Here is a 19,146-nt window from a genome sequence, read left to right on the forward strand (position 1 = left end):
GCTGCAACAAAAATGTTTGCGCTATGGCCATTTATGACTTTGGTCAACTTGTAGAATTATGCATTTCCATAACTCTAGAATTGGCTCTGGCTACTGCTTCCCACGGTATAAGGCTACGTGCTAGGGGTTGTGTTCTGAAAAAACGTCATATGCTTGCGGGAATCGCCGCTTCGAGCATGCTGGTCATTGGTTCTGCTATGCCGGCGTTGGCTGATACGGGAAACGGTTCTTTGAATGAGCTGGCAAGTCTCAATCCTGGAACCTCGGTCACCGAGCTGAGAGATTCGCTGGGTGAGTTCGCACAGGATGAAGGAATCAGTTTGGACGAAGCCGTTAATCGGGTTTTGTCCGAGAGCAAGGCTTCGGTGCAGGAAGCGAAATCGGTCGATTCTCTGGCTAATCGAAGCGTTGCTTCGGCCGCCAGCAGTAGCGGGGGCAGCGGTACCGTTACCTTGGGTTCTGCGACGCGTAAGGGTGATCTTTTCGTCTCTCCTGCTTCGACGCTTTTCGTTCAGCATGGCCACACAGGAATTTACTACTCAACCGCAACCATCGTGGAAGCTCCCGGCACTGGAAAGAACAGTCGATCCATCGCTGGCAGCTCGGTGAAGGTAGGCAAGGGTGCAGTGAAGCAGTACGTTTCGACTACATCGACCAATAGAGGCAAGGCTGCCAATCATGCCTTCAACAAATTGCGCGGCAAGGGATATAACTCCGACTTTGCCGTGAACAAGTCGACGACCGGTTCGAAGATGAATTGTTCGCAGTTGGTGTGGGCGGCTTACAAGGCGGCTACAGGGATTGATCTGGACGGCAACGGCGGTTTGGGCGTTTATCCTTACAACATTAAGGATTCCTCAAAGACGGTGACGTACAAGACCCTCTAAGCGTACTGGAAAACTAGTATCTGGGCCGGCCTGGGATTGGGCCGGCCCAAACTCTGCACCAGAATGGAACATTCCATGATTCACACCCGTCGTATCATCACCGCAGCGGCAGTGGCGACCACTGTTTTTACCCTGGTTAGCTGTTCGCCAGCTGATCCCTCACCCCAAAAAGCCGAGGCTCTAGGCGAGGCCACGTACGCACTGTGCTTCAGTGCTGCGAGCAGTGACATGGATGGAGAAAGCCAAGACGGAAAGGTTTTGCTGGTAAACGACGATGGTGTTTTTTCAGAAGTGCAGACCTGGGGCATGGACATGTGCTCGATGGAGTGGACTGAGAAGGGGTTGTTCTTCAGTGATATGAAGACCGACTATCTGATTGATGGTGCCGGTTTGAAGAGTTTTGAGAATGCAAAAACTGATAGCCAATACGCCATGCTTGCCACAGCAGCGGACACTGCAGTGGGACTCTATAATCTGGGCTTCAGCGACGTGGGGTATACGACTCAGGTTGTGACCACTACCAGTTCCGGAACCTCTCTAGCCGAAGTTGAAGGCAGCTATTTCATTGCTGCTCAGTGCGAGGGGGAGGTCTTCGGAATTGGTTTGGCTACCGGCCCGTATTCGAAGACGGGGGATCCTGATACGGAGCCCATGGTTCTCAGCCAATTAACTGGCACGAAGGACGGCAAGGAAAAAGTTGTCGGCAGCAGTACTCGGGCTAGAGAGGGCGCGGTACTCAATGATGCGCCATGCCATGATGGAAAAATCTACTACATCTCTGATGAGAGACGAGGTGGATTGGATGTTGCTGCTAAGGCCGTCTTATCGATATGGGACACCAAGACCGGTAAGTATGAGAGCAAGGCGCTGATCTCAGATGAAGCGACTGAGCCTTTCATCAGTGAAGATGGTACGGGACTTCCCCAGGTAACCCGCCAGTCGCTGAAGGACGGAAAGCTTGAGTGGTACGGGGTTAAGGATTCGATCATGTCCACGGACACCAAGACGGGACATACGGAACGCAAATTTAGCGTTGAAGGATATAGCGATAATTCCGCTTCATCCAAGGCGATCTTCACTGATACTGAGGTTGTCGTCATGGCAGATAATAATGATGGTTCTCCGTACAGAATTTTGCGTTATGACCGGTCCACCGGCGAAGAAGTGGGGCGGGCCGTGCTGGATGACGATCCGGCAAATCTCAGTAGCGGTCTCTTCTTTAGGGGATTTTCAGTGAGGCCGTAAAGGTCTTCTCTATTCTTGTTTAGTCGACGATTCGAGTGCGGGATTGTATTCCTAGAGGACGTGCACGGGCCACGATCACTCGTCGCAAGTGAATTCAGGTACAGCAGCTTGTGGCTTGTGTGCGGACGGTGGGTTAGTTCCTGCTGTCCAAGTGGGTGCAGGAAAAGCAGCGGAGCGGATAGGGCTTTTGCTGTGCACAGGTGGGCAGCAGGCTCGACACGTAACCAGGAATAAATAATGGGCCGGCACTTACCGTGAGGTGAGTGTCGGCCCATTGCTGTGCGTTCGTTTAACTTTCGGCTGCTGGGGTCGTTTGGGTCTGCTGAAGGTTTGGTTGACACCAAGGTTTATGCTGCCAGAGCGACAGACTCGATCATTGTAGCCTCGAATTGGATCGGGGTCAGTTTCCCCAAACTCCGTTGCTTGCGCTTGCGGTGATACTTCCCCTCCAGCCATCCAATGATGGCCAGACGAAGTTCCTGACGCGAGGACCACCAGCGGCGGTCCAACACGTTCTTCTGCAGCAGGCTGAAGAACGACTCCATGGCCGCATTGTCACCGGCTGCCCCGACCCGGCCCATCGAACCAACTAGCCCGTGACGCTCCAACGCTTGAGTGAAGCTCTTTGACCGGAACTGGCCTCCAGAGCATTGACAGCCAGATGGGCCTTCATCCCCGAATCCATCGAGTACCCCACGATTCTGTTGCTGAACACGTCTTTGATCGCACACAAATACAGCTTTCCTCGCTCGTGTGGTGCAAGGGTGATATCGGTCAGCCACAACTGGTTGGGCTGATCAGCGGTGAAGTTCCGCTGCACCAAGTCGTCATGCACCGCAGGGCCCGCCGGGACGTGCTTGCGCTGGCGTTTGCTGATCACTGAGCGGATCCCTGCCTTGCGGCATAACCGCCAGACCCGGCGCTCGGAGACCTGGTAGCCGGCGTCTTGCAGATCATCAGCCAGCACACGGTACCCTCCCTCGGGATCCTCCTCGTGAAGCTCATGCAGCTTGCCGATCAACTCCTGCTCTTCGATTTCCCTGGCGGAAACAGGGGTTTTCAGCCACTTGTAGTACGCCTGGGTGCTGAATCCCAAGACCCGGCACGTCACCGCCACTTCGAATATGTTTCCGGCCTGTTCGAGCGGCTAATTCTTGGACGAGCCGGCCCATTATTTTGGGGAACGAATATGCGGCCGGGAAAGGTAGGCCGCGGCCTTGCGCAGCACCTCGTTCTCCATTTCGAGCTCCCGGATGCGTTTGAACGCTTGGGACATTTCCTTGCGTTCGTCAGCATCAGAGGACGGGGTCATTCCGTGGGATTGGAATCTGGCATCGCGGACCCAGGTTTGCAGTGCGGTCTTTGAGACTCCCAGATCCGCGGAGACTTGCTTCTGGGACATTCCCGATTCGACGAGCGCGACGGCGTCCTTCTTGAATTCTTCGGTGAAGATTCTTCGCATGGTTTTTGTTCCTTCGTTTGAGCACAACCATAGCTGGGTTATGCGGTCGAAGTGTCAACCAAACCTTCAGCAGACCCCCTATGGTGATCGCAAGGCGGTCAGCGCGCAGTTGAAGACGATTTACACGGCGCCGAGCATCGAATCCGCGGGCAAGGCGTTGGATGATTTCGAGGCATCCGAGCTGGGCAGGAAGTATCCATCGGCGGTGGCCACCTGGCGCAACGCGTGGGAGCGGTTCACCCCGTTTTTGGAGTTCCCGCCCGAGTTGCGGAAGGTCATTTACACGACGAATGCGATTGAGTCGATGAACTATCAGCTGCGCAAGGTCACCAAGTCCCGGGGGCATTTCCTTATCGATGCGGCGGCGGTGAAGATGCTGTGGTTGGCGATCTGCAATATCGAGGACGAACGGGCGATGGAGCGTTTCAAGGATGCGCAGAAGAAGGGACGGACCCCGCGGGCCGGTGCTGGAGCGCATCTGGTGGAAGGGGCCGGAACGAACGGCTGGAAGCAAGCCTTACAGCAGCTGGCGATGGCTTACCCGGAACGGATTGAGCCGTATTTGAATTGATTGTTACGAAGCCCTGAATAATGGACTTGACTAGGGGCTTACACAAACAATCTGACAAGCTCCCCGAGTTGCGTCAGAGCAGAAATAACTCCCGTGTCGCCGGGGTGGAGCGCAGCAAAGGCGTTCTCCAATCCCGATCCACCCGCTCAATCATCGGACATTTCCCATGCGCAGGTAACCGCACCGGGTAGCTCAAGAGCTGAGATTTGGACTTATGCGATGCTGGATGTCAGCAGAGAGCACGAAATGCATTGTCCGCTAGAGGTGTGCGTGCGACTAGGAGCTGAGTGTTGCCTGAACGGATTCTAGATGCGTTGTGGGTCTCAGCTGAACAAAGATATGATCAAATGGTAGGTATAGGAGTGTACTTGCAAGCCTCTCATAGTGCGGGGCATCTAGTCGGAGATTGGCTGATGTCCCGCTCTATTCTTTTCTCCTTGCCCGCGCTGTCGTCAGTGAGAGTTTCTTTGCTCCGCTAGCTGCAAAGCAGTGTGTCTCGGAAACTGCTGAGAGCACCAGCCTGAATATTTATGGTTTTACGCCGGCTGGATGGTGGATCGCGTTATCGTCAGCGAGCTGGTGCATGAGTAGAGATAACCGACTAGTTCTGCGCGGGACTGCATGACACCGTGAGAGTTGGCTAAGTAGATGCCTCGGTTAGTGCTTGATGATCCAAGAGTGATATCTCCGGTGCTACGCCAGTACACGTTGGCCGCTTTGGTACCTCGTGTGAAGACAACGGTGCTTCCATCGGCGGAAGTGATGGTGTTCGCGCGGAAAATGAACCGTGCATTGGGATCGCCCTGGCCATCAAGGGTTACCGTGCCATTGATAGTGAAGCGTCCGGTGGAACTCGTGTACACCCCTGGTCTGATTGTTCCCGAGAGCACTGAGTCTCGGATGGCAGTCGCGGGATATTTGTCCAGAGCGGCATACAAAACCATTAGGTCTGTTTTAGCGTTGCGTGCGCCGGTGGTATTGCGGTCGGTGCTTCCAGAAATGTCCCAGGGCCAGAATCCTTCAATTTTTGTTCCCGGGCTCGTGGCAACACTGCCCGAAATTGTGGTGCCGATACCCAGCGTCGGGCTGTGCTGAATGCTTTCATGTGCCATGAGCAGGTACGTGGCTGCTCTGCCCAGTGTGAGTTCGGGCAGCTTCGCAACGGACCAGCTCGCCTTGGTGCGGGTTCTGGTGCTGAACGCCGCACTCGAGACTGGTACTTGGGTACCGACGATGCTTCCCGCAGCGGCTAGGCCAATAAGTGTGAGCGCAGTCCGCCGGTCTAAACGCCGTGGCGAGAGAATTTCCGTGACACCCACACGCTCTTCAGCCACTTCTTCTTCGGGTAGGTCCGGTTTCCCATCGGAATCGTCATCTGTATCCGGGTGGCGCCCGGGACCTCTGAAAGCCAATATCAGGGCTGCTAAAGTAACTAGGCCCCAGAGAATCAACGGACCGTAATTGCCTGTGTTCAACCAGAAGCCAGGGAGCCCAATCATTGGGATCAAGATGCGTGCTTGCCCAGTAATCTGGGATCGTTTCAGTGAGCTGCTGTCGACATCGTGATTCGCATCGCCGGCAGTGACAAATGTTCCGTCGTCGTTAGCTTCCACGATGCGGTGCAGGCGTAGGCGTTCAATCCCGTCGGGTTCGGCAGCTGCTGGGCTTCGATACTGTACGACGCCGCCCATGGGTACTGGATCGTTCTCATCCCAAGGAGAGGCAACAGCCACATCGCCCGGACTGATGTGTGGTTCCATCGAGCCTGTTTGGACCATCGTCGCGTGCCAGCCAAAGAGCACCGGGACGAAAGCGATGGCGGCGAGAGTGGCTAAGGCGACGAGGTAACCTTCGGCTAGCGCAAAGCCAAGTAGCCTGCCCCACCCCGGTATTCGGGGTGGGGCAGGTTTTCGGTGTTGTTTTCTATGGCTCACGCAGTGCGTTGGAGTTAGTTGGCTGGCGCGTCACTCTGCAGTTCCCAGACCAGGTCGATACTGGTTTGGGCACCTTGCAGGGCGTCGAGCTGCGACTGGCTCAATTCTGCAGCGTCGAAAGTCCACGTGCCACGGTAAACGGTCGTTTCTCCGACGGTGCCCGTAGTCTCCCACGCAGTGGCTGTGCCGCCGGTGGCGTAGTCCTGGTTTGCTGTGGCGAGTTCTTTGAGGGAGTAGGCCTCCGGGGCGCTACCAATGGGGGTGAACCCGGCGCAGTCGTCGAATGTTCCGCCGGTGCCGCGCTCGACTTTCAGTTTGATGTGCTCTTCCAAGCCTACGGCTGAGGTGGCGAGGTTTTGTACGTAGGAACGCACCTCGCCGGGAACAGTGGAGTTTGAGGTAACGACGATGCACTTGGTGCCGCTCTGTCCTGGGACAAGCTTATCGACGGTGAACGCCGCGGTGCCCTTGTCATCGTCGGTCAGTGCGACCTGGCCGGTGGCCCAAGAGTTGCCAGAGTTGCGAGTGGTGGCGGTGAAAGCGGCGTTGGACGCCTGCCACACCATGGCGCCGGCTAGCAGGATGGCTACGGGAGCCGCGGCGAAGCCGACAATTTTAGTGGTGCGAGCAGATGGATTGCGCATAGGGATACCTCAGAGTGTGGGAGTGGTGGGACGGGCCGAAGATAGGTGCTTCGTTCTCCGTTGAGGAGCTGTGGCCGCAGCTATGCTCGCCCCAAACCTTTTCTCGTTATTTGAGAGTATAACGAACGAATGTGAATCGTGGGTGTGATATCTTTCATTGATTTTTCTCTAGAAAAGTTAAGGAAAATAGCGTCTATCTTCCATTGGAAGCGTTCATAGGTCAACTGGCTGAATTCATAGGGGTAAAGGCTTCGTGCCATCGGACTTTTCGATGCTCGGGTGAATATGAGAAAGCGTTCCGGGGTGTCCCCGGAACGCTTTAGCTCGACCTCGCGAAAAGGTTATTTAGCTATGAGCGCGCGCCTGTCAGATGGATTGTGTAAGACCCCTAGTCAATTGATAGAAAGAGACTAGGAAAAACACGATATGACCATCCAGAAAGACCAGGCCGAACAGAGCATGGAAAACGCTTCCGACATCGCCGAGAACTGCGAGCCAAGCCAGGCAAAGAAGAGGAAGTCGCGGAGTTTCTCCGTAGCGCGCGCTCCATTGTCGAGCAAGAAGAAGGCACGAGAGCCTGGTTCGCCTTGAAGTTCGATGCATCGACCTTCGGGATCTTTGACGTGTTCCCAGACGACGAGGCCCGCCAGGCTCACTTGTCTGGAGGCGTTGGTCAGGCGCTCGCTGCCCAGGGTGCAGATCTGTTCAGCGTAGACCCGAACATTGAGAACGTCGATGTGCTTGCATATAAGCTACCCGGTGAAAACGTGTAAAGGACTAATTTGTAGTGTTTTTACCGGGCGTGCTCTTCATGGTCTGCTTTAACCCACACCGGGAAGTCAGCTGACGGCAGTTCTCGCGGTCATGACAGCTGTCGGCTACGGAATCGTGTTCCCCGGCGTGCAGTCGAACAATATCGCTGCTGGCGGTCACGTCCATCGGTGCACAACATCGAACATCGGTTGCGGCCCACTGGAACCCCGGGAACGCCTCGGCCTGGCAACTCCGTGACCATGCAAAGATTTTCAGCATGAGAGCGTCTTTGATATTGCCTGGCCAGCCCGTTCTGGGGTCTGCCCAAGCCAGCACCGGACCGGGACCTGCACGATGAACCACGGGATGGAATGGGTCTCCGTAGCTGCTGGAGTGGACGAAAACAGCCGAGCAGATCCTGGAATCGCTCGGCCGTTTCATGAATGGGACTTCAGTTGCAGGACACTACCCCTGGCGCTGGCCATCCAGCAACCGGACCCCTTCCGCATCATCCTGCAATGCTGCAGGAAGAAGGTCTTGCGGGAAGCCCTGGTAAGCCACGGGTCGCAGGAAGCGGGCGATGGCAGCAGTGCCCACCGAGGTGGAGTTGGACACGGTGGAAGCCGGGTACGGCCCGCCGTGCTGCTGGGCGTAGGTCACCGAAACTCCGGTGGGCCACTGGTTCCAGAGCACTCGGCCTGCCTTGTTCTGCAGGATGACCAGCAGCTGTGCCACATCGTCGCCTGTTTCGCCGCAGATCGTTGCGGTGAGCTGGCCAGCGAAGCTGCTGGCGATCTCCAGCAACTGTGCCTCGTCCTTGTAGGTCACAACCAAGGCGGCGGGGCCGAAGCATTCTTCCTGCAGCGCCTGCGGGTCAGCCAGCAGCTGCTCGCCAGTGGTGACCAGCAAGGTGGGCTGGATATGGTCATTTTCCGCCTCAGGGTGCTGGGCCAGGACTTCAACTCCCTCATGGGCCTTTAGCTGCGACAAGGTCTGCAGGTAGCCGGCCTCAATACGCTCGTTGAGCAGCTTGTGAACCGCTGGCAGTTCCTTTGAAGCGAGGATCTGGGTAAAGTTCGAGTCTTCTGGAACCACCAAGGTTCCCGGCTTGGTGCAGAACTGTCCGGCCCCCATGGTGAAGGAACCGATGAACTGGTCCACGATGTCCTCGGCATTCGCCGTCGCAGCGGAGCTGGTAACGAAGACCGGGTTGTTGCTGCCCAATTCGCCGAAAAACGGGATCGGCTCCGGGCGGGCGCTAGCCTTGTCGAATAGGGCGCGGCCTCCAGGGATCGACCCGGTGAATCCAGCCGCCTTGATGCGCGGATCCTCGATGGCCGCGCTGCCTGAGGCGGTGCCGAAGATGACGGAGAAGAGACCTTCCGGAGCACCTGCTTCTTCCAGCGCGGCGGCGAAGATGGAGGCGGTGGCCTGCGAAAGCTTCGGATGACCGGAGTGCGCCTTGAGCACGACTGCATTGCCAGCGGCCAGCGCAGAGGCGGTATCTCCGCCTGCCACGGAGAAGGCGAAGGGGAAGTTGCTGGCGGCGAAGACCAGCACCGGGCCCACAGGAATCAGGATGCGGCGCAGGTCCGGGCGGGCGGCTCCCATGGGCCACTGCGCGTCGGCATGGTCGACGCGTGCATCAAAGCAGGCACCATCGCGGATGGTCTCGGCAAAGAGGCCAAGCTGGAATACTGTCCGCTTCAGCTCGCCGTGCAGACGAGGCTCGGGGAGGTTGGTTTCTTCCATGGCCATGGCCACCAGCGTATCGCCGGCTTCGGCCAGCGCAGCAGCTGCCTGCTCGATGATCCTGGCACGTTCGCCGGCCGGGACCTGGGCCCACTGTGCGCTGGCCAGCGCTGCACGCTGCAGGATCTGTTCCAGCTGCTCAGCCGAAGTCTGTTCAATGGTGTTCTGCGGCATGTTCCTATTCCTTCGGTGATTCGTCGAGGTCTGCGATTTCGCCCAGCGGCACCGGGATCGAAATCGGTCGTTTGTAGGTGCTGGCGACAACTTGGGCGAAGCGCTCTTCCGTATCGCCGTTGGTGGCAAGGCAGGAAGCTGCATAGCCGCACACGCGGCCCTGGCACCAACCCATGCCAGCACGGGTGGTGGACTTGATGCTCCGCGCATCCGTGGCCTGCAGGTGGTCGCGAGCGTCGTGGATCTGCCCCGCGGTGACTTCCTCGCACCGGCACACCACGGTGTCTTCTTCGAGGTTCGCGCTCCAGTACTCGGGCACCGGGTGTGCCTGGTGCATGGCACGGGCGAAGGCGCGGTGGCGCTTGATGGTCTTCAACTCGCGGTTCACCAGCGCCCGGTCCGGGTACTGTCCCTGGCCCAGGGCTGCACGGTAGCCGGCGACAGTGCCTTCGGCGACTGCCAGCGCTGCTCCCCCGATGCCTGTAACCTCTCCGGCGGCAAGGATATTGGCACGGCTGGTTGCCTGGAACTGGTCCACGTCGGCTACCAGGGAACCGTCGACATCCACGTGGGTATCCACGCCGAAGGCGGTGAGCAGCTCCAGCTGGGTGGTGAAGCCGAAACCAAGGCCCACGCAGTCAACGTTCTCGATGCGCTCTTCGCTGTCGGCGATGACAGCACCTGACTTGTCGGTGCGTGCGATGCTGACAGCTTCCACCTTGTCGGTGCCGTGGATGGCGGTGATCACTGTGCTGCGCTTGTAAGGGATGCGGTGACGCAGCAAATCCCAGGCGTATCCAGCGCCCTCGACGCCCTTGGCCGGAACTGCCAGCGGTTCCTTCAGGTGCTTGAGCCATCCGGTCAGGTCGGCAGATTCGCAGATGCCCAGGACCTTGCCTCCGGCATGGGCGACGTTGCTTGCCACCGGCAGCAGGAACGGGCCGGTGCCTGCCAGCACAATCCGCTCGCCGGCAAGCACGCCCTGCCCCTTGATCAGTGCCTGCACGGCGCCCGCGGTCATGACCCCTGGAAGGTCCCAACCGGGGATGGGGATCTGCCGGTCGTAGGCGCCGGTGGCGACGACAAGCCGGTCCACAGCCAGGGTGCTCATGCCTGATTCATGGCCTGCCTCAGTTGCCTTGGTCAGCTGCAGGGTGATGGTTTCGTCGGCTTCCTGCTGGGCCATCCAGACCTGGGTATTGGGCTGGTAGGACAGGGTGCCGGTGCTGATGCCGGCATCGAATGCCTTACGCAGCGAAAGGTAGGTGGACCAGTCGTGGTGACCGGTGGAATCCGACCTCACGCCTGGTTGCTCGTAGCGGTGGCGCCAGTACTGGCCGCCTGGCTGGTCGTTGGCGTCGATGCAGGTCACGCGCGCCCCGTGGGCCAGTGCGTTGGCCGCAGCGGCAAGTCCCGCAGGCCCGGCGCCGATCACTGCCACATGGATCTGCTGGCTCATGCGCGCTCCTTGGCGGTGTCAGTATCGATCTGCTGCCCCTCGCACACGCGCACCATGCAGGCGCGCTGGTTCGGCACTGAGTCGATGGTGACCAGGCAGTCGAAGCAGGCGCCGATGCCGCAGAACAGGCCGCGGGGGCGCTCGTTGTTGCGGGTGCTGCGCCAGGCGGTAGTGCCCTGGGAGATCATCGCGCCGGCCACGGTGGTGCCGGTCTCAACGGTGACAAGGGTCGAATCGATGCTGATGGTGATTGGTTGCTCCATGGGATTCACGACTCCTGCTTCACTAGTGGGTGTTCGGCAAATCGGTGCGGGGCGAAGGGCGCAAGGTCCAGGTCGGCGGTTTGCCCAGCCAGGGCCTGGGCCAGCAGCTTGCCGGTGCCTACCGACAACCCGATACCGGCGCCCTCGTGACCGGCCGCATGCCACAGCCCCGGCGCGCGCTCGTCGTGCCCGATCACCGGCAGGTGGTCGGGGCAGTAGGGGCGGAAGCCGTGGTAGTGGCGCATGATCTTGACGTCGCGCAGGAACGGGAAGAGGCCGATCGCATTGTTGGCCATCTGCTTCAGCGCACTGAGGTTAACCGAGCCGTCGAAGCCCACGCGCTCGCGGCTGGAGCCGATCAGGATGGAGCCCGCAGGGGTGCCTTCGACCACCGGGGAGCTTTGCAGCCCGGCATCCGAGCTGCCGACGTTATCCACATACTCGGCGGCGTAGACCTTGTGGAAGACCTTCGGCGGCAGCGGTTCGGTGACCATGACGAAGCCCTTGCGCGGGTTCACCGGCACCGCCACCTCGGCAAGGCCGGCGATTGACGAGGCCCAGGTGCCGGTGGCGTTCACGATATTGCCTGCGGCGAAGGCGCCGTCGGTGCTGTCCACGCCGATGACCCGCCCGTTGCTCCGGCGCAGCGCGGTGACCTGGGCGTTGGGGACGAATTTCGCCCCCGCATCACAGGCGAGGCGGAGCAGCCAGGAGGCCGCCAGCATGGGCTGGACCTGGCTGTCCTGCGGGTAGTAGGCCGCGGACAGGGCATCGGGACTGATGTGCGGTTCTGCCGACAGCAGCTGGTCGCGGTCCAGGATCTCGGCAACTACGCCGTTGCTGCGCTGTGCGGTGGTCAGACGGTCAAGCGAAGCCTGTGAGGATTCCTGCGAGGCGACAACCAAGCCGCCCTTGGCCTCGAATTCCCATAGGTGCGCGAATTCAGCCAAATCGTTCTTCCATACGCCCAGAGAGTACTGCGAGAGCTCCAGCTCCGGGCCCAGCTCCTTGTCGCTGAGCAGGATGTTGCCCTCGCAGCGCGAGCTGGTACCCGATGCAGGTCCGGCCCGGTCGAGAACTACGACGCTCAGCCCCTGCTGGGCGGCGAAATAGGCGATGGCGCTGCCGATGATGCCGGCGCCGATGATGAGAACGTCAGTGCCTTGAGCCATTCATTAGTCCTTGCGTTTGACCTCGTCGTTCGGGTCTCCGACATTCCAGAAACCGCGGGCGTGCGAGATGTGCTTGATCAGTAGTGCGTGCAGCGCCGTGCTGTCGCCCGTTTCCATGAGCTTGACCATTTGCAGGTGCTCAGCGGCCATGGTGGTCAGCTTGCGCTCGCGCATCAGTGACTTCAGCCCGTACTGCCTGGTGCGCATGCGGTAGCTGGTGGCCAGGTCGACCAGTTCCGCATTGCCGCAGGGTGTCATGAGCTCGTGGTGGAACGCGCGGTCGGCGCTGAGGTAGCCGTCGATATCGTCGGCCTGCGCTGCGTCGACGATGACTTTCGCCATCTGCGTCAGCTTCGCAATGTTGGCCTTCGTGTGGTTTTCTGCGGCCAGACGGGTGGCTTCCGGCTCGATCAGCAGACGGATCGCTGCGATGTTCTCCAGCTCCGTGTCGGTCATGCCGGTGACCCTGAACCCCTTGTTCTTGATGGTTTCAACTAAGCCCTCGCGGGTCAGGTCCATCATCGCTTCGCGAACCGGGGTGGCCGAGACCCCCAGTGCATCGCCTAGCACGGGCGCAGAGTAAAGCTGGCCCTCAACCAAGTCTCCGGAGATGATCGCGGCACGCAATTTTTCTGCCACGGTCTCCCGCAGGCTGCGGCGCTCGTTCAGTGGTTCCAGTGCCAAGGCGTTCATGGCTCCCCCATCATATGTAGCTGCTATCGACTTACTGCAATGCTACATTGCATAAATCCACCGCCGCGCTGGCCATGGCCAGATCCTCCCAAGCCATGCCGACACCGGTGTACACCGCGGGACGGCCCGGTGTACGGGTGAACTTCCCGAGCACTAGCTCCTGCACGTTCAGCGGCGCCTGGCCATGCCATGCACCGTCGGCATGCAGGTCGACCGCGTTGCCGTTTTCGCGGATCGCTGAGGCACGGCCTTCGAGCACCACGTCGCTGCGAAGCATCAGCTGGGCATCCAGTTCACGATGCTCCAGCCCGTGCTGGCCGATGGCCGCAACCAGCGCGTGGGAGGCGACCCTCGAACCGTCGAAGAGCGGGGTCGGCGAGGAACTGGCACAGATGATCACATCCGCCTGTTCAATGGCCGGATTCTGGCTTGCAACAACACCGATGCCCTCGGCCCGCAACTCATTTGCGGCAGCCTGCGCCTTATCCAGGCTGCGTCCTACGAGCGCGAACTGCGAGCTGGAGTACAGAGCATGGAAGTAGCGGATATGGTTCTTGGCCTGGATGCCAGTGCCGTAGACCAGCACCTGCGGCTTGGAGCTGAAGAATGCGGTGACTCTGGCCATCTCGCGCAGCGCCAACACCGTCGTGCCAGGGGTGCGCAGCGCGGTGAGCACGGTACCGTCGAGCACTGCCAGCACCGCGCTGGTCTCAGCGTCGAACAACAGGTATGAACCCTGGATCTTGGGCAGGCCCGCCGCGGTGTTCTGCGGGTCGATGGTCAGCACCTTGACGCCGTTGCGCTCGGTTCCCAGCGCCGGCATGATCAGGAACTCGCCACGCTGGGTCGGTGCGAATAAGCGCGGGGAATCCAGTTCCGGATCCAGTCCCGCGGCCAGTGCATCGGCCAGGATCTGCACGGCGGTGGCCGGGTCGATCTTCTCGGTGAGGGTCGCCTCGTCGAAGTAGGGCAGGTTCATAGGATGAATCCTTCCGGGAATGGATCGGTGGGATCCAGGAAATACTGTGCGGTGCCGGTGACCCAGGCGCGTCCGGTGACTGTCGGGATCACTGCGGGCTTGCCACCGACGGTGGTGGTGCCCACCAGCCGGCCAGTGAACTGCGAGCCGATGAACGATTCGTTCAGGAAGTCGGTCTCCAGCTCCAGTTCACCGCGGGCGTGCAGCTGCGCCATGCGCGCGCTGGTGCCGGTGCCGCAAGGCGAGCGGTCGAACCAGCCAGGGTAGATGGCCATGGCGTGGCGCGAGTGCTCGGCGTCGGAGTCCGGGGCCTTGAGATAGACGTGGTGGCAGCCGCGGATATCATCGCGTTCGGGGTGGACCGGTTCGTCCTGCTCGTTGATGGCTGCCATGATTGACAGCCCTGCCTCGATCAGCTCCTGCTTGCGCTCGCGCTCGAAGGGCAGCCCGATGGATTCCAAGTCGACCACGGCGTAGAAGTTCCCGCCAAAGGCAAGGTCGTAGTTGACGGCGCCCAGGCCCGGAACCTGCACCGAGGCGTCCAGCCTGTCCGCGAAGGATGGGACGTTCTTGATCGTCACCGCGGTGGCATGGCCGTCGTTGACCTGCACGGAGGCGATGACCAGGCCGGCCGGGGTGTCCAATCGAATCTCTGTGACAGGCTCCACTACCTCGACCATCCCGGTTTCCACCAGCACGGTGGCTACCCCGATCGTTCCGTGCCCGCACATCGGCAGCAGGCCTGAGACCTCAATGTACAACACGCCGTAGTCAGCGTCATCCCTGGTGGGAGGCTGCAGGATAGCGCCGCTCATGGCTGCGTGGCCGCGTGGTTCATTCATCAGCAACTTGCGGATGTGGTCGCTGTTTTCCATGAACCACAGGCGGCGTTCGGCCATGGTCTTGCCTGGAATCGTTCCTACTCCACCGGTGATGACCCTGGTGGGCATGCCTTCGGTGTGGGAATCAACAGCGTGAAATACACGGGTGGTGCGCATTGAAGTCCTTAGTGGAATTGGTGGGCTAAGCCGATGCCAAGGGAAATTCTGGGCCCCCTCGGCACCGGCTGGCAAGTCATGCTGTTTACTTGTATCCGTGGGCCAGCGCGGCTTCGGTGTCAGCGGTGATCGCCTTGCGGAATTCGGCGCTCAGCGGGCCGCGCGGCGGACGGCATGCGCCGCCCTTCAATCCGGCGATGTCCATGGACAGCTTGATGGCCTGGACGAACTCGGTCTTGGTGTCCCAACGCAGCAGCGAGTGCGATTCGCGGTACAGGGCCTTGGCCTTCTCCAAGTCGTTCAGATCCCCGCTGGTGGACAGGTTGTACAGTTCCATCATGGTCTGCGGGAAGGCGTTGGTGTAGCCCGAAACCCAGCCCACGGCGCCGGCGATGCCCATTTCCAGCACACTGTCGTCGGTGCCGATCAGCAGGTCCAGTTCTGGAACCAGTTCGCTGATTTCGTAGGCGCGGCGCACATCGCCGGTGAATTCCTTGACGCCCACGATGTATCCCGCCTCGAACAGGCGGGCGATCAGCTTCGGGGTCAGGTCCACCTTGGTGTCGATCGGGTTATTGTAGGCAACCACCGGCAGCCCGACCTCGGCCACCAGACGGTAGTGCTCCATGACCTCGTCGTCGTTGGCGCGGTAGATATTCGGTGGCAGCAGCATCACCGAGGAAGCACCCGCTTCTGCGGCCTGGTTGGCCCAGTGGCGTGCCTGCAGGCCGCCGTAGGAGCCAATGCCTGCCATGACGGTGAAGCCGTCCGGTGCCGCTTGGACCGCGGTAGTGATGACGCGGGCGCGCTCTTCTTCGGTCAGTGCCTGGTACTCGCCCAGCGAGCCGTTCGGTGCGATTCCGTCGCATCCGTTGGCGGCCAAGAAGGCTACGTGCTCTGCAAAGCCGTCGTAGTCAACGCTCAGGTCTTCGTTGAATTGCAGCGACGATGCTACGTGTACACCCTGCCATGGCTTCCGGGTCTGAGACATCTTTGATCTTCCTTTCAATGAAGTTTGTGATGCGGTGGGGTTGAGCCCCGCCACCGGGGCTCTATGTGCGATCCACTACATCTAAGGTACTATGTACAATTTTACAGTGCAATAGCAGAAGCGAATTATTTTCTAGTTCCCTGTTCCGTCGAGATCATCGCGCTGAATCAGGGGCGCGTGCTCGGTGGTCACGTAGCCGCGCTCGCGCTCGATGGCACGCACCTTCCAGTACTCTGCGCCTTCGATGCCCAGCGGGCGCGGGTCGAAATGCACTTCCCCGCCCAGCTTGCGCTGGCGGTCGTAGTCGCGGATCACCTTGCGGACCACCGGCGCGAGGAACAGCAGGCAGACCATGTTTACCCAGCCCAGTGAAGCGTAGCCGATATCACCCAGCGTCCAGATCACTGCAGCGGATTCCACCGAACCGTAGAAGGTCATCGCCATCATGCCCAGCTTCAGCAGAATTGCTGCCACCGAGCCCGGCTCCTTGCCGAAAAGGAATACCAGGTTGGTGTGAGCGATGTAGTAGAACGCAACTAAGGTCGTGAAAGCGAAGAAGAACAGCGCGATGGCGACAAAACCTGGACCGAAGCCCGGAAGAACCTGGTCAACGGCATTCTGGGTGTACCCCGCGCCGGCCTCGACGCCGGGGAGGTTTTCCACCACGGTGCCGCCATCGGAGGAGAAGACGTTGTAGGAGCCGGTGATCACGATCATGATGCCGGTTGCGAAGCAGACCACCACGGTGTCGATAAAGATCGAGAATCCCTGCAGCAGGCCCTGGGTCGCAGGGTGGTTTGCCGAAGCCGCGGCCGAACCGTAGGTACCTTCGCCGACACCGGCGACATTGGAGAACACGGCGCGGCGCACGCCCCAGGCCACAGCCATGCCAGCCATCCCCCCGAAGAGCTCATGCAAGCCAAAGGCGCTCTCGAAGATCAACCGCAGTGCTGGAATGATTTCGGAGTAGTTGGCAGCGACGACAACTAGGGCCACCACGATGTAGCCCAGCGCCATGAATGGGACCATCAAATCCACGGCCTTGACCAGGCGCTTGGTGCCACCGAAGATAACCACGCCGAGAATGCCGGTGACAACCACGGCGCTGACCCACGGGTCGATGCCGAAGGCGTTCTTCATGCTGGCAGCGATGTTGTTCGACTGCACGCCGGGGAACACGATACCGTAGCCGACAGCTGTCATGACCGCGAGAACTGCCGCCAGCCACTTGAGGCGTAGACCGAACTTCACGTAGAACGGCATGCCGCCACGATGCTCGCCGTTGACCTTCCGCTTGAAGACTTGGGCCAGGGATGATTCCGCGAAGGAGCTTGCAGCTCCGAGCAGCGCGCAGACAACCATCCAGAACAGCGCGCCCGGTCCGCCCGCAGCGATCGCCGTTCCGACTCCGGCGATGTTTCCCACGCCCACGCGTGAGGCAATGGTCAGCAACAGGGCCTGGAGCGGAGCAATCCCAGCATCGTCCACCTTGGGCTTGAAGAGCAGGGTGAGGGTATGTGGCAGCAACCTGAATTGCGCGCCAAGGGTAAGAACAGTGAAGAACAGTCCGACCGCCAGGGCGAAATACGCCATGGGATTCCAGAGTCCATCACTAATCGCGGTCAAAGTTTCCATGTATTTTCCTCAGAGCATTCGAAGATATCGCATCGAGGTGAGACGCTTGCGGAGTAAGTTGGATCACAACATGTAAAATGGTACATAACACTGTTACTAGCTGACAATGGTCCCGAGGAATTTTCTCAACGGAATTCTCTCGTTGCTGGCGCACGAAAACAGCAGCCAAACGCGGTCAGCGTTTGGCTGCTGCTTGCCTGCACTATGAAGGACTAATCCGCCGGAAGCGCCTGGCGCAAAAACGCGGCCACCCGTTCCACGGCTTCTGCCACGCGCTCGTATCCGGCCGCGAACGACAAGCGGATGAACAGGTGCCCCTCGAACGGATCGAAGTCGCCTCCCGGGGTCAGCGCCACATGCGCATGTTCCAAAACCGCCTGGCAGTACTGGCCCGCTGAACCGAAATGCTCCAGGACTTCGGGAGCCAACCGGCCATAGAGGTAGAAGGCCCCATCAGCGGGAGCCGCCTCGCTGATCCCCAGGCTGCCCAGGTGCCCCAGCACGTGGGCCCGGGTGCGGGCGAACTCGGCCACGCGCTCATTGGCTTCATCCAGGCTCCGCTGCTCGAAGGCGGCCACCACCGCACGCTGCGCCGGCGCCGGAGCGCACAGTGCAAGGTTCGAAGCCAGCGCGTCAACGGTGGCCACCAGGTCATCGGGCACGATCATCCAGCCCAGACGCCAGCCAGTCATCCCCCAGTATTTGGAGAAAGAGGAGACCACGATGGAGGTGCGGGAGAACTCCCACGAGGTGTGGCCCTTGCGGTCCGGGACGAACTCGATGCCGTGGTAGATTTCGTCGCTGACCAGCCGCACGTCATTGGCTTCGCACCAGCTGGCCAACTCCGAGAGCTCCTGGGCGCTGAACATGGTTCCGGTGGGATTATTCGGCGAGGCGATCACCAGACCATCCAGGCGGCCATGCTGCGTCTTGGCCGCTTCGAGCAGCTGGACGGTGGGCTGGAAACGCTGTGCCGCGCCGGTGGGCAGGTCCACCACTTCCAGTCTCAGGGCACCGAGGATGTTTGCGTAGGCCGGGTAGCCGGGGCGGGCCAGCGCCACCACGTCTCCGGCATCGAAGGCCGCCAGGAACGAGAGCTGGAAGGCTCCGGAGGACCCGGTGGTCATCACGAAGTTCTTGGCCGGGATCTGCACCCCATAGGTATCGAGGTAGTGCTGGGACAGTGCCTGGCGGGTTTCGAGCAGGCCCGCGGTGGAGGTATACCCGAAGTCGGCGTGCCCGGCATGCAGCTGGGCGGCCAGCTCATTGACCGCAGCTGGCGCGCCGCCGCCGGGTTCGCCCACGCACAAGGAGATCACGTCGTGCCCAGCGGTACGCATCGTGGCGACCTTCTCGACAATCTGCATCACTTCAAAGGGGGCTACCTTGGAACGCTGGGAGGCTTGCACTATTTGTCCTTCTTTCCGCAGGCATCGAAGAACCGGAGCATCCTCGCCGCGGCCTTCTGCGCTATCTGCTTCAAGGCTATCGGCTCCAGCGTGGCATTGCGCCCAAGGACAGCCGGTGAGCAGGC

Annotated in this window: 15 protein-coding genes and 2 pseudogenes; 4 read left to right on the forward strand and 13 right to left on the reverse strand. The window is 60.2% G+C overall.

Annotated elements, in window-relative coordinates; all coding sequences use genetic code 11:
• Positions 1–23: 23 nt before the first annotated feature.
• Complete coding sequence (locus tag JOE62_RS15605) at positions 24–887, forward strand: hypothetical protein (RefSeq protein ID WP_204723077.1); 864 nt, start codon at positions 24–26, stop codon at positions 885–887.
• 75 nt (positions 888–962) lie between these two features.
• Complete coding sequence (locus JOE62_RS15610; RefSeq protein WP_204723078.1) at positions 963–2,132, forward strand: YycP family beta-propeller protein; 1,170 nt, start codon at positions 963–965, stop codon at positions 2,130–2,132.
• A gap of 347 nt (positions 2,133–2,479) precedes the next feature.
• On the opposite strand, the pseudogene JOE62_RS15615 reads toward JOE62_RS15610, so the two are convergent.
• Positions 2,480–3,594: pseudogene (locus JOE62_RS15615) on the reverse strand (IS3 family transposase).
• Between the two features lie 64 nt (positions 3,595–3,658).
• On the opposite strand from JOE62_RS15615, the pseudogene JOE62_RS15620 reads away from it, so the two are divergent.
• Positions 3,659–4,165 (forward strand): annotated as a pseudogene (locus JOE62_RS15620) (transposase); the annotation flags it as partial.
• Positions 4,166–4,701: 536 nt separating this feature from the next.
• Here JOE62_RS15620 and JOE62_RS15625 read toward each other — a convergent pair.
• Both JOE62_RS15625 and JOE62_RS15630 read right to left on the reverse strand, forming a co-directional pair.
• The gene (locus tag JOE62_RS15625) at positions 4,702–5,925 is read right to left on the reverse strand and encodes an ice-binding family protein (RefSeq protein ID WP_204723079.1); all 1,224 of its coding nucleotides are present in this window, start codon (positions 5,923–5,925) and stop codon (positions 4,702–4,704) included.
• A gap of 188 nt (positions 5,926–6,113) precedes the next feature.
• Positions 6,114–6,743 carry a hypothetical protein gene (locus tag JOE62_RS15630; RefSeq protein ID WP_204723080.1) on the reverse strand — a complete coding sequence of 210 codons (630 nt, stop codon included), beginning with the start codon at positions 6,741–6,743 and terminating at the stop codon, positions 6,114–6,116.
• Positions 6,744–7,231: 488 nt separating this feature from the next.
• On the opposite strand from JOE62_RS15630, the gene JOE62_RS16390 reads away from it, so the two are divergent.
• Complete coding sequence (locus JOE62_RS16390) at positions 7,232–7,516, forward strand: putative quinol monooxygenase (RefSeq protein WP_239543890.1); 285 nt, start codon at positions 7,232–7,234, stop codon at positions 7,514–7,516.
• A gap of 445 nt (positions 7,517–7,961) precedes the next feature.
• Here JOE62_RS16390 and JOE62_RS15640 read toward each other — a convergent pair whose 3' ends face one another.
• The 10 genes from JOE62_RS15640 to JOE62_RS15685 form a co-directional block, all read right to left on the reverse strand.
• Positions 7,962–9,422: an aldehyde dehydrogenase (NADP(+)) gene (locus tag JOE62_RS15640; protein WP_204723082.1), complete on the reverse strand. Its 1,461-nt coding sequence runs from the start codon at positions 9,420–9,422 to the stop codon at positions 7,962–7,964.
• A gap of 4 nt (positions 9,423–9,426) precedes the next feature.
• Positions 9,427–10,881 (reverse strand): FAD/NAD(P)-dependent oxidoreductase, encoded by a 1,455-nt coding sequence (locus JOE62_RS15645; RefSeq protein ID WP_204723083.1) that lies wholly within the window; start codon positions 10,879–10,881, stop codon positions 9,427–9,429.
• Positions 10,878–11,144, reverse strand: coding sequence for a (2Fe-2S)-binding protein (locus JOE62_RS15650; protein ID WP_204723084.1), 267 nt, complete (start codon positions 11,142–11,144; stop codon positions 10,878–10,880). The genes JOE62_RS15645 and JOE62_RS15650 overlap by 4 nt, the downstream gene beginning before the upstream one ends.
• A 5-nt stretch (positions 11,145–11,149) precedes the next feature.
• Positions 11,150–12,316, reverse strand: coding sequence for an NAD(P)/FAD-dependent oxidoreductase (locus JOE62_RS15655; protein WP_204723085.1), 1,167 nt, complete (start codon positions 12,314–12,316; stop codon positions 11,150–11,152).
• Between the two features lie 3 nt (positions 12,317–12,319).
• Positions 12,320–13,009 carry a GntR family transcriptional regulator gene (locus JOE62_RS15660; RefSeq protein ID WP_204723086.1) on the reverse strand — a complete coding sequence of 230 codons (690 nt, stop codon included), beginning with the start codon at positions 13,007–13,009 and terminating at the stop codon, positions 12,320–12,322.
• A 31-nt stretch (positions 13,010–13,040) separates the two neighbouring features.
• Positions 13,041–13,988, reverse strand: a complete 948-nt coding sequence (locus tag JOE62_RS15665) for an ornithine cyclodeaminase family protein (RefSeq protein WP_204723087.1) — start codon at positions 13,986–13,988, stop codon at positions 13,041–13,043.
• On the reverse strand, positions 13,985–14,986 hold the full coding sequence (locus JOE62_RS15670) for a proline racemase family protein (RefSeq protein WP_038993141.1): 1,002 nt from the start codon (positions 14,984–14,986) through the stop codon (positions 13,985–13,987). The genes JOE62_RS15665 and JOE62_RS15670 overlap by 4 nt, the downstream gene beginning before the upstream one ends.
• Positions 14,987–15,071: 85 nt before the next feature.
• Positions 15,072–15,977 carry a dihydrodipicolinate synthase family protein gene (locus JOE62_RS15675; RefSeq protein ID WP_038993140.1) on the reverse strand — a complete coding sequence of 302 codons (906 nt, stop codon included), beginning with the start codon at positions 15,975–15,977 and terminating at the stop codon, positions 15,072–15,074.
• 132 nt (positions 15,978–16,109) lie between these two features.
• Positions 16,110–17,612: an alanine/glycine:cation symporter family protein gene (locus tag JOE62_RS15680; protein ID WP_204723088.1), complete on the reverse strand. Its 1,503-nt coding sequence runs from the start codon at positions 17,610–17,612 to the stop codon at positions 16,110–16,112.
• A 212-nt stretch (positions 17,613–17,824) separates the two neighbouring features.
• Positions 17,825–19,021, reverse strand: a complete 1,197-nt coding sequence (locus JOE62_RS15685) for a pyridoxal phosphate-dependent aminotransferase (protein WP_338085808.1) — start codon at positions 19,019–19,021, stop codon at positions 17,825–17,827.
• Positions 19,022–19,146: the final 125 nt, after the last annotated feature.

The sequence above is a fragment of the Glutamicibacter nicotianae genome, assembly GCF_016907615.1.
Classification (GTDB): Bacteria; Actinomycetota; Actinomycetes; order Actinomycetales; family Micrococcaceae; genus Glutamicibacter; species Glutamicibacter nicotianae.

Coding starts and splice junctions, on each gene's coding strand:
- JOE62_RS15665 (WP_204723087.1), bottom strand. CDS start 13,988: ATGAACCTGCCCTACTTCGACGAGGCGACCCTCACCGAGAAGATCGAC.
- JOE62_RS15650 (WP_204723084.1), bottom strand. CDS start 11,144: ATGGAGCAACCAATCACCATCAGCATCGATTCGACCCTTGTCACCGTT.
- JOE62_RS15675 (WP_038993140.1), bottom strand. CDS start 15,977: ATGTCTCAGACCCGGAAGCCATGGCAGGGTGTACACGTAGCATCGTCG.
- JOE62_RS15610 (WP_204723078.1), top strand. CDS start 963: ATGATTCACACCCGTCGTATCATCACCGCAGCGGCAGTGGCGACCACT.
- JOE62_RS15660 (WP_204723086.1), bottom strand. CDS start 13,009: ATGAACGCCTTGGCACTGGAACCACTGAACGAGCGCCGCAGCCTGCGG.
- JOE62_RS15680 (WP_204723088.1), bottom strand. CDS start 17,612: ATGGAAACTTTGACCGCGATTAGTGATGGACTCTGGAATCCCATGGCG.
- JOE62_RS15655 (WP_204723085.1), bottom strand. CDS start 12,316: ATGGCTCAAGGCACTGACGTTCTCATCATCGGCGCCGGCATCATCGGC.
- JOE62_RS15630 (WP_204723080.1), bottom strand. CDS start 6,743: ATGCGCAATCCATCTGCTCGCACCACTAAAATTGTCGGCTTCGCCGCG.
- JOE62_RS15625 (WP_204723079.1), bottom strand. CDS start 5,925: ATGGAACCACACATCAGTCCGGGCGATGTGGCTGTTGCCTCTCCTTGG.
- JOE62_RS15605 (WP_204723077.1), top strand. CDS start 24: ATGGCCATTTATGACTTTGGTCAACTTGTAGAATTATGCATTTCCATA.
- JOE62_RS15640 (WP_204723082.1), bottom strand. CDS start 9,422: ATGCCGCAGAACACCATTGAACAGACTTCGGCTGAGCAGCTGGAACAG.
- JOE62_RS15670 (WP_038993141.1), bottom strand. CDS start 14,986: ATGCGCACCACCCGTGTATTTCACGCTGTTGATTCCCACACCGAAGGC.
- JOE62_RS15645 (WP_204723083.1), bottom strand. CDS start 10,881: ATGAGCCAGCAGATCCATGTGGCAGTGATCGGCGCCGGGCCTGCGGGA.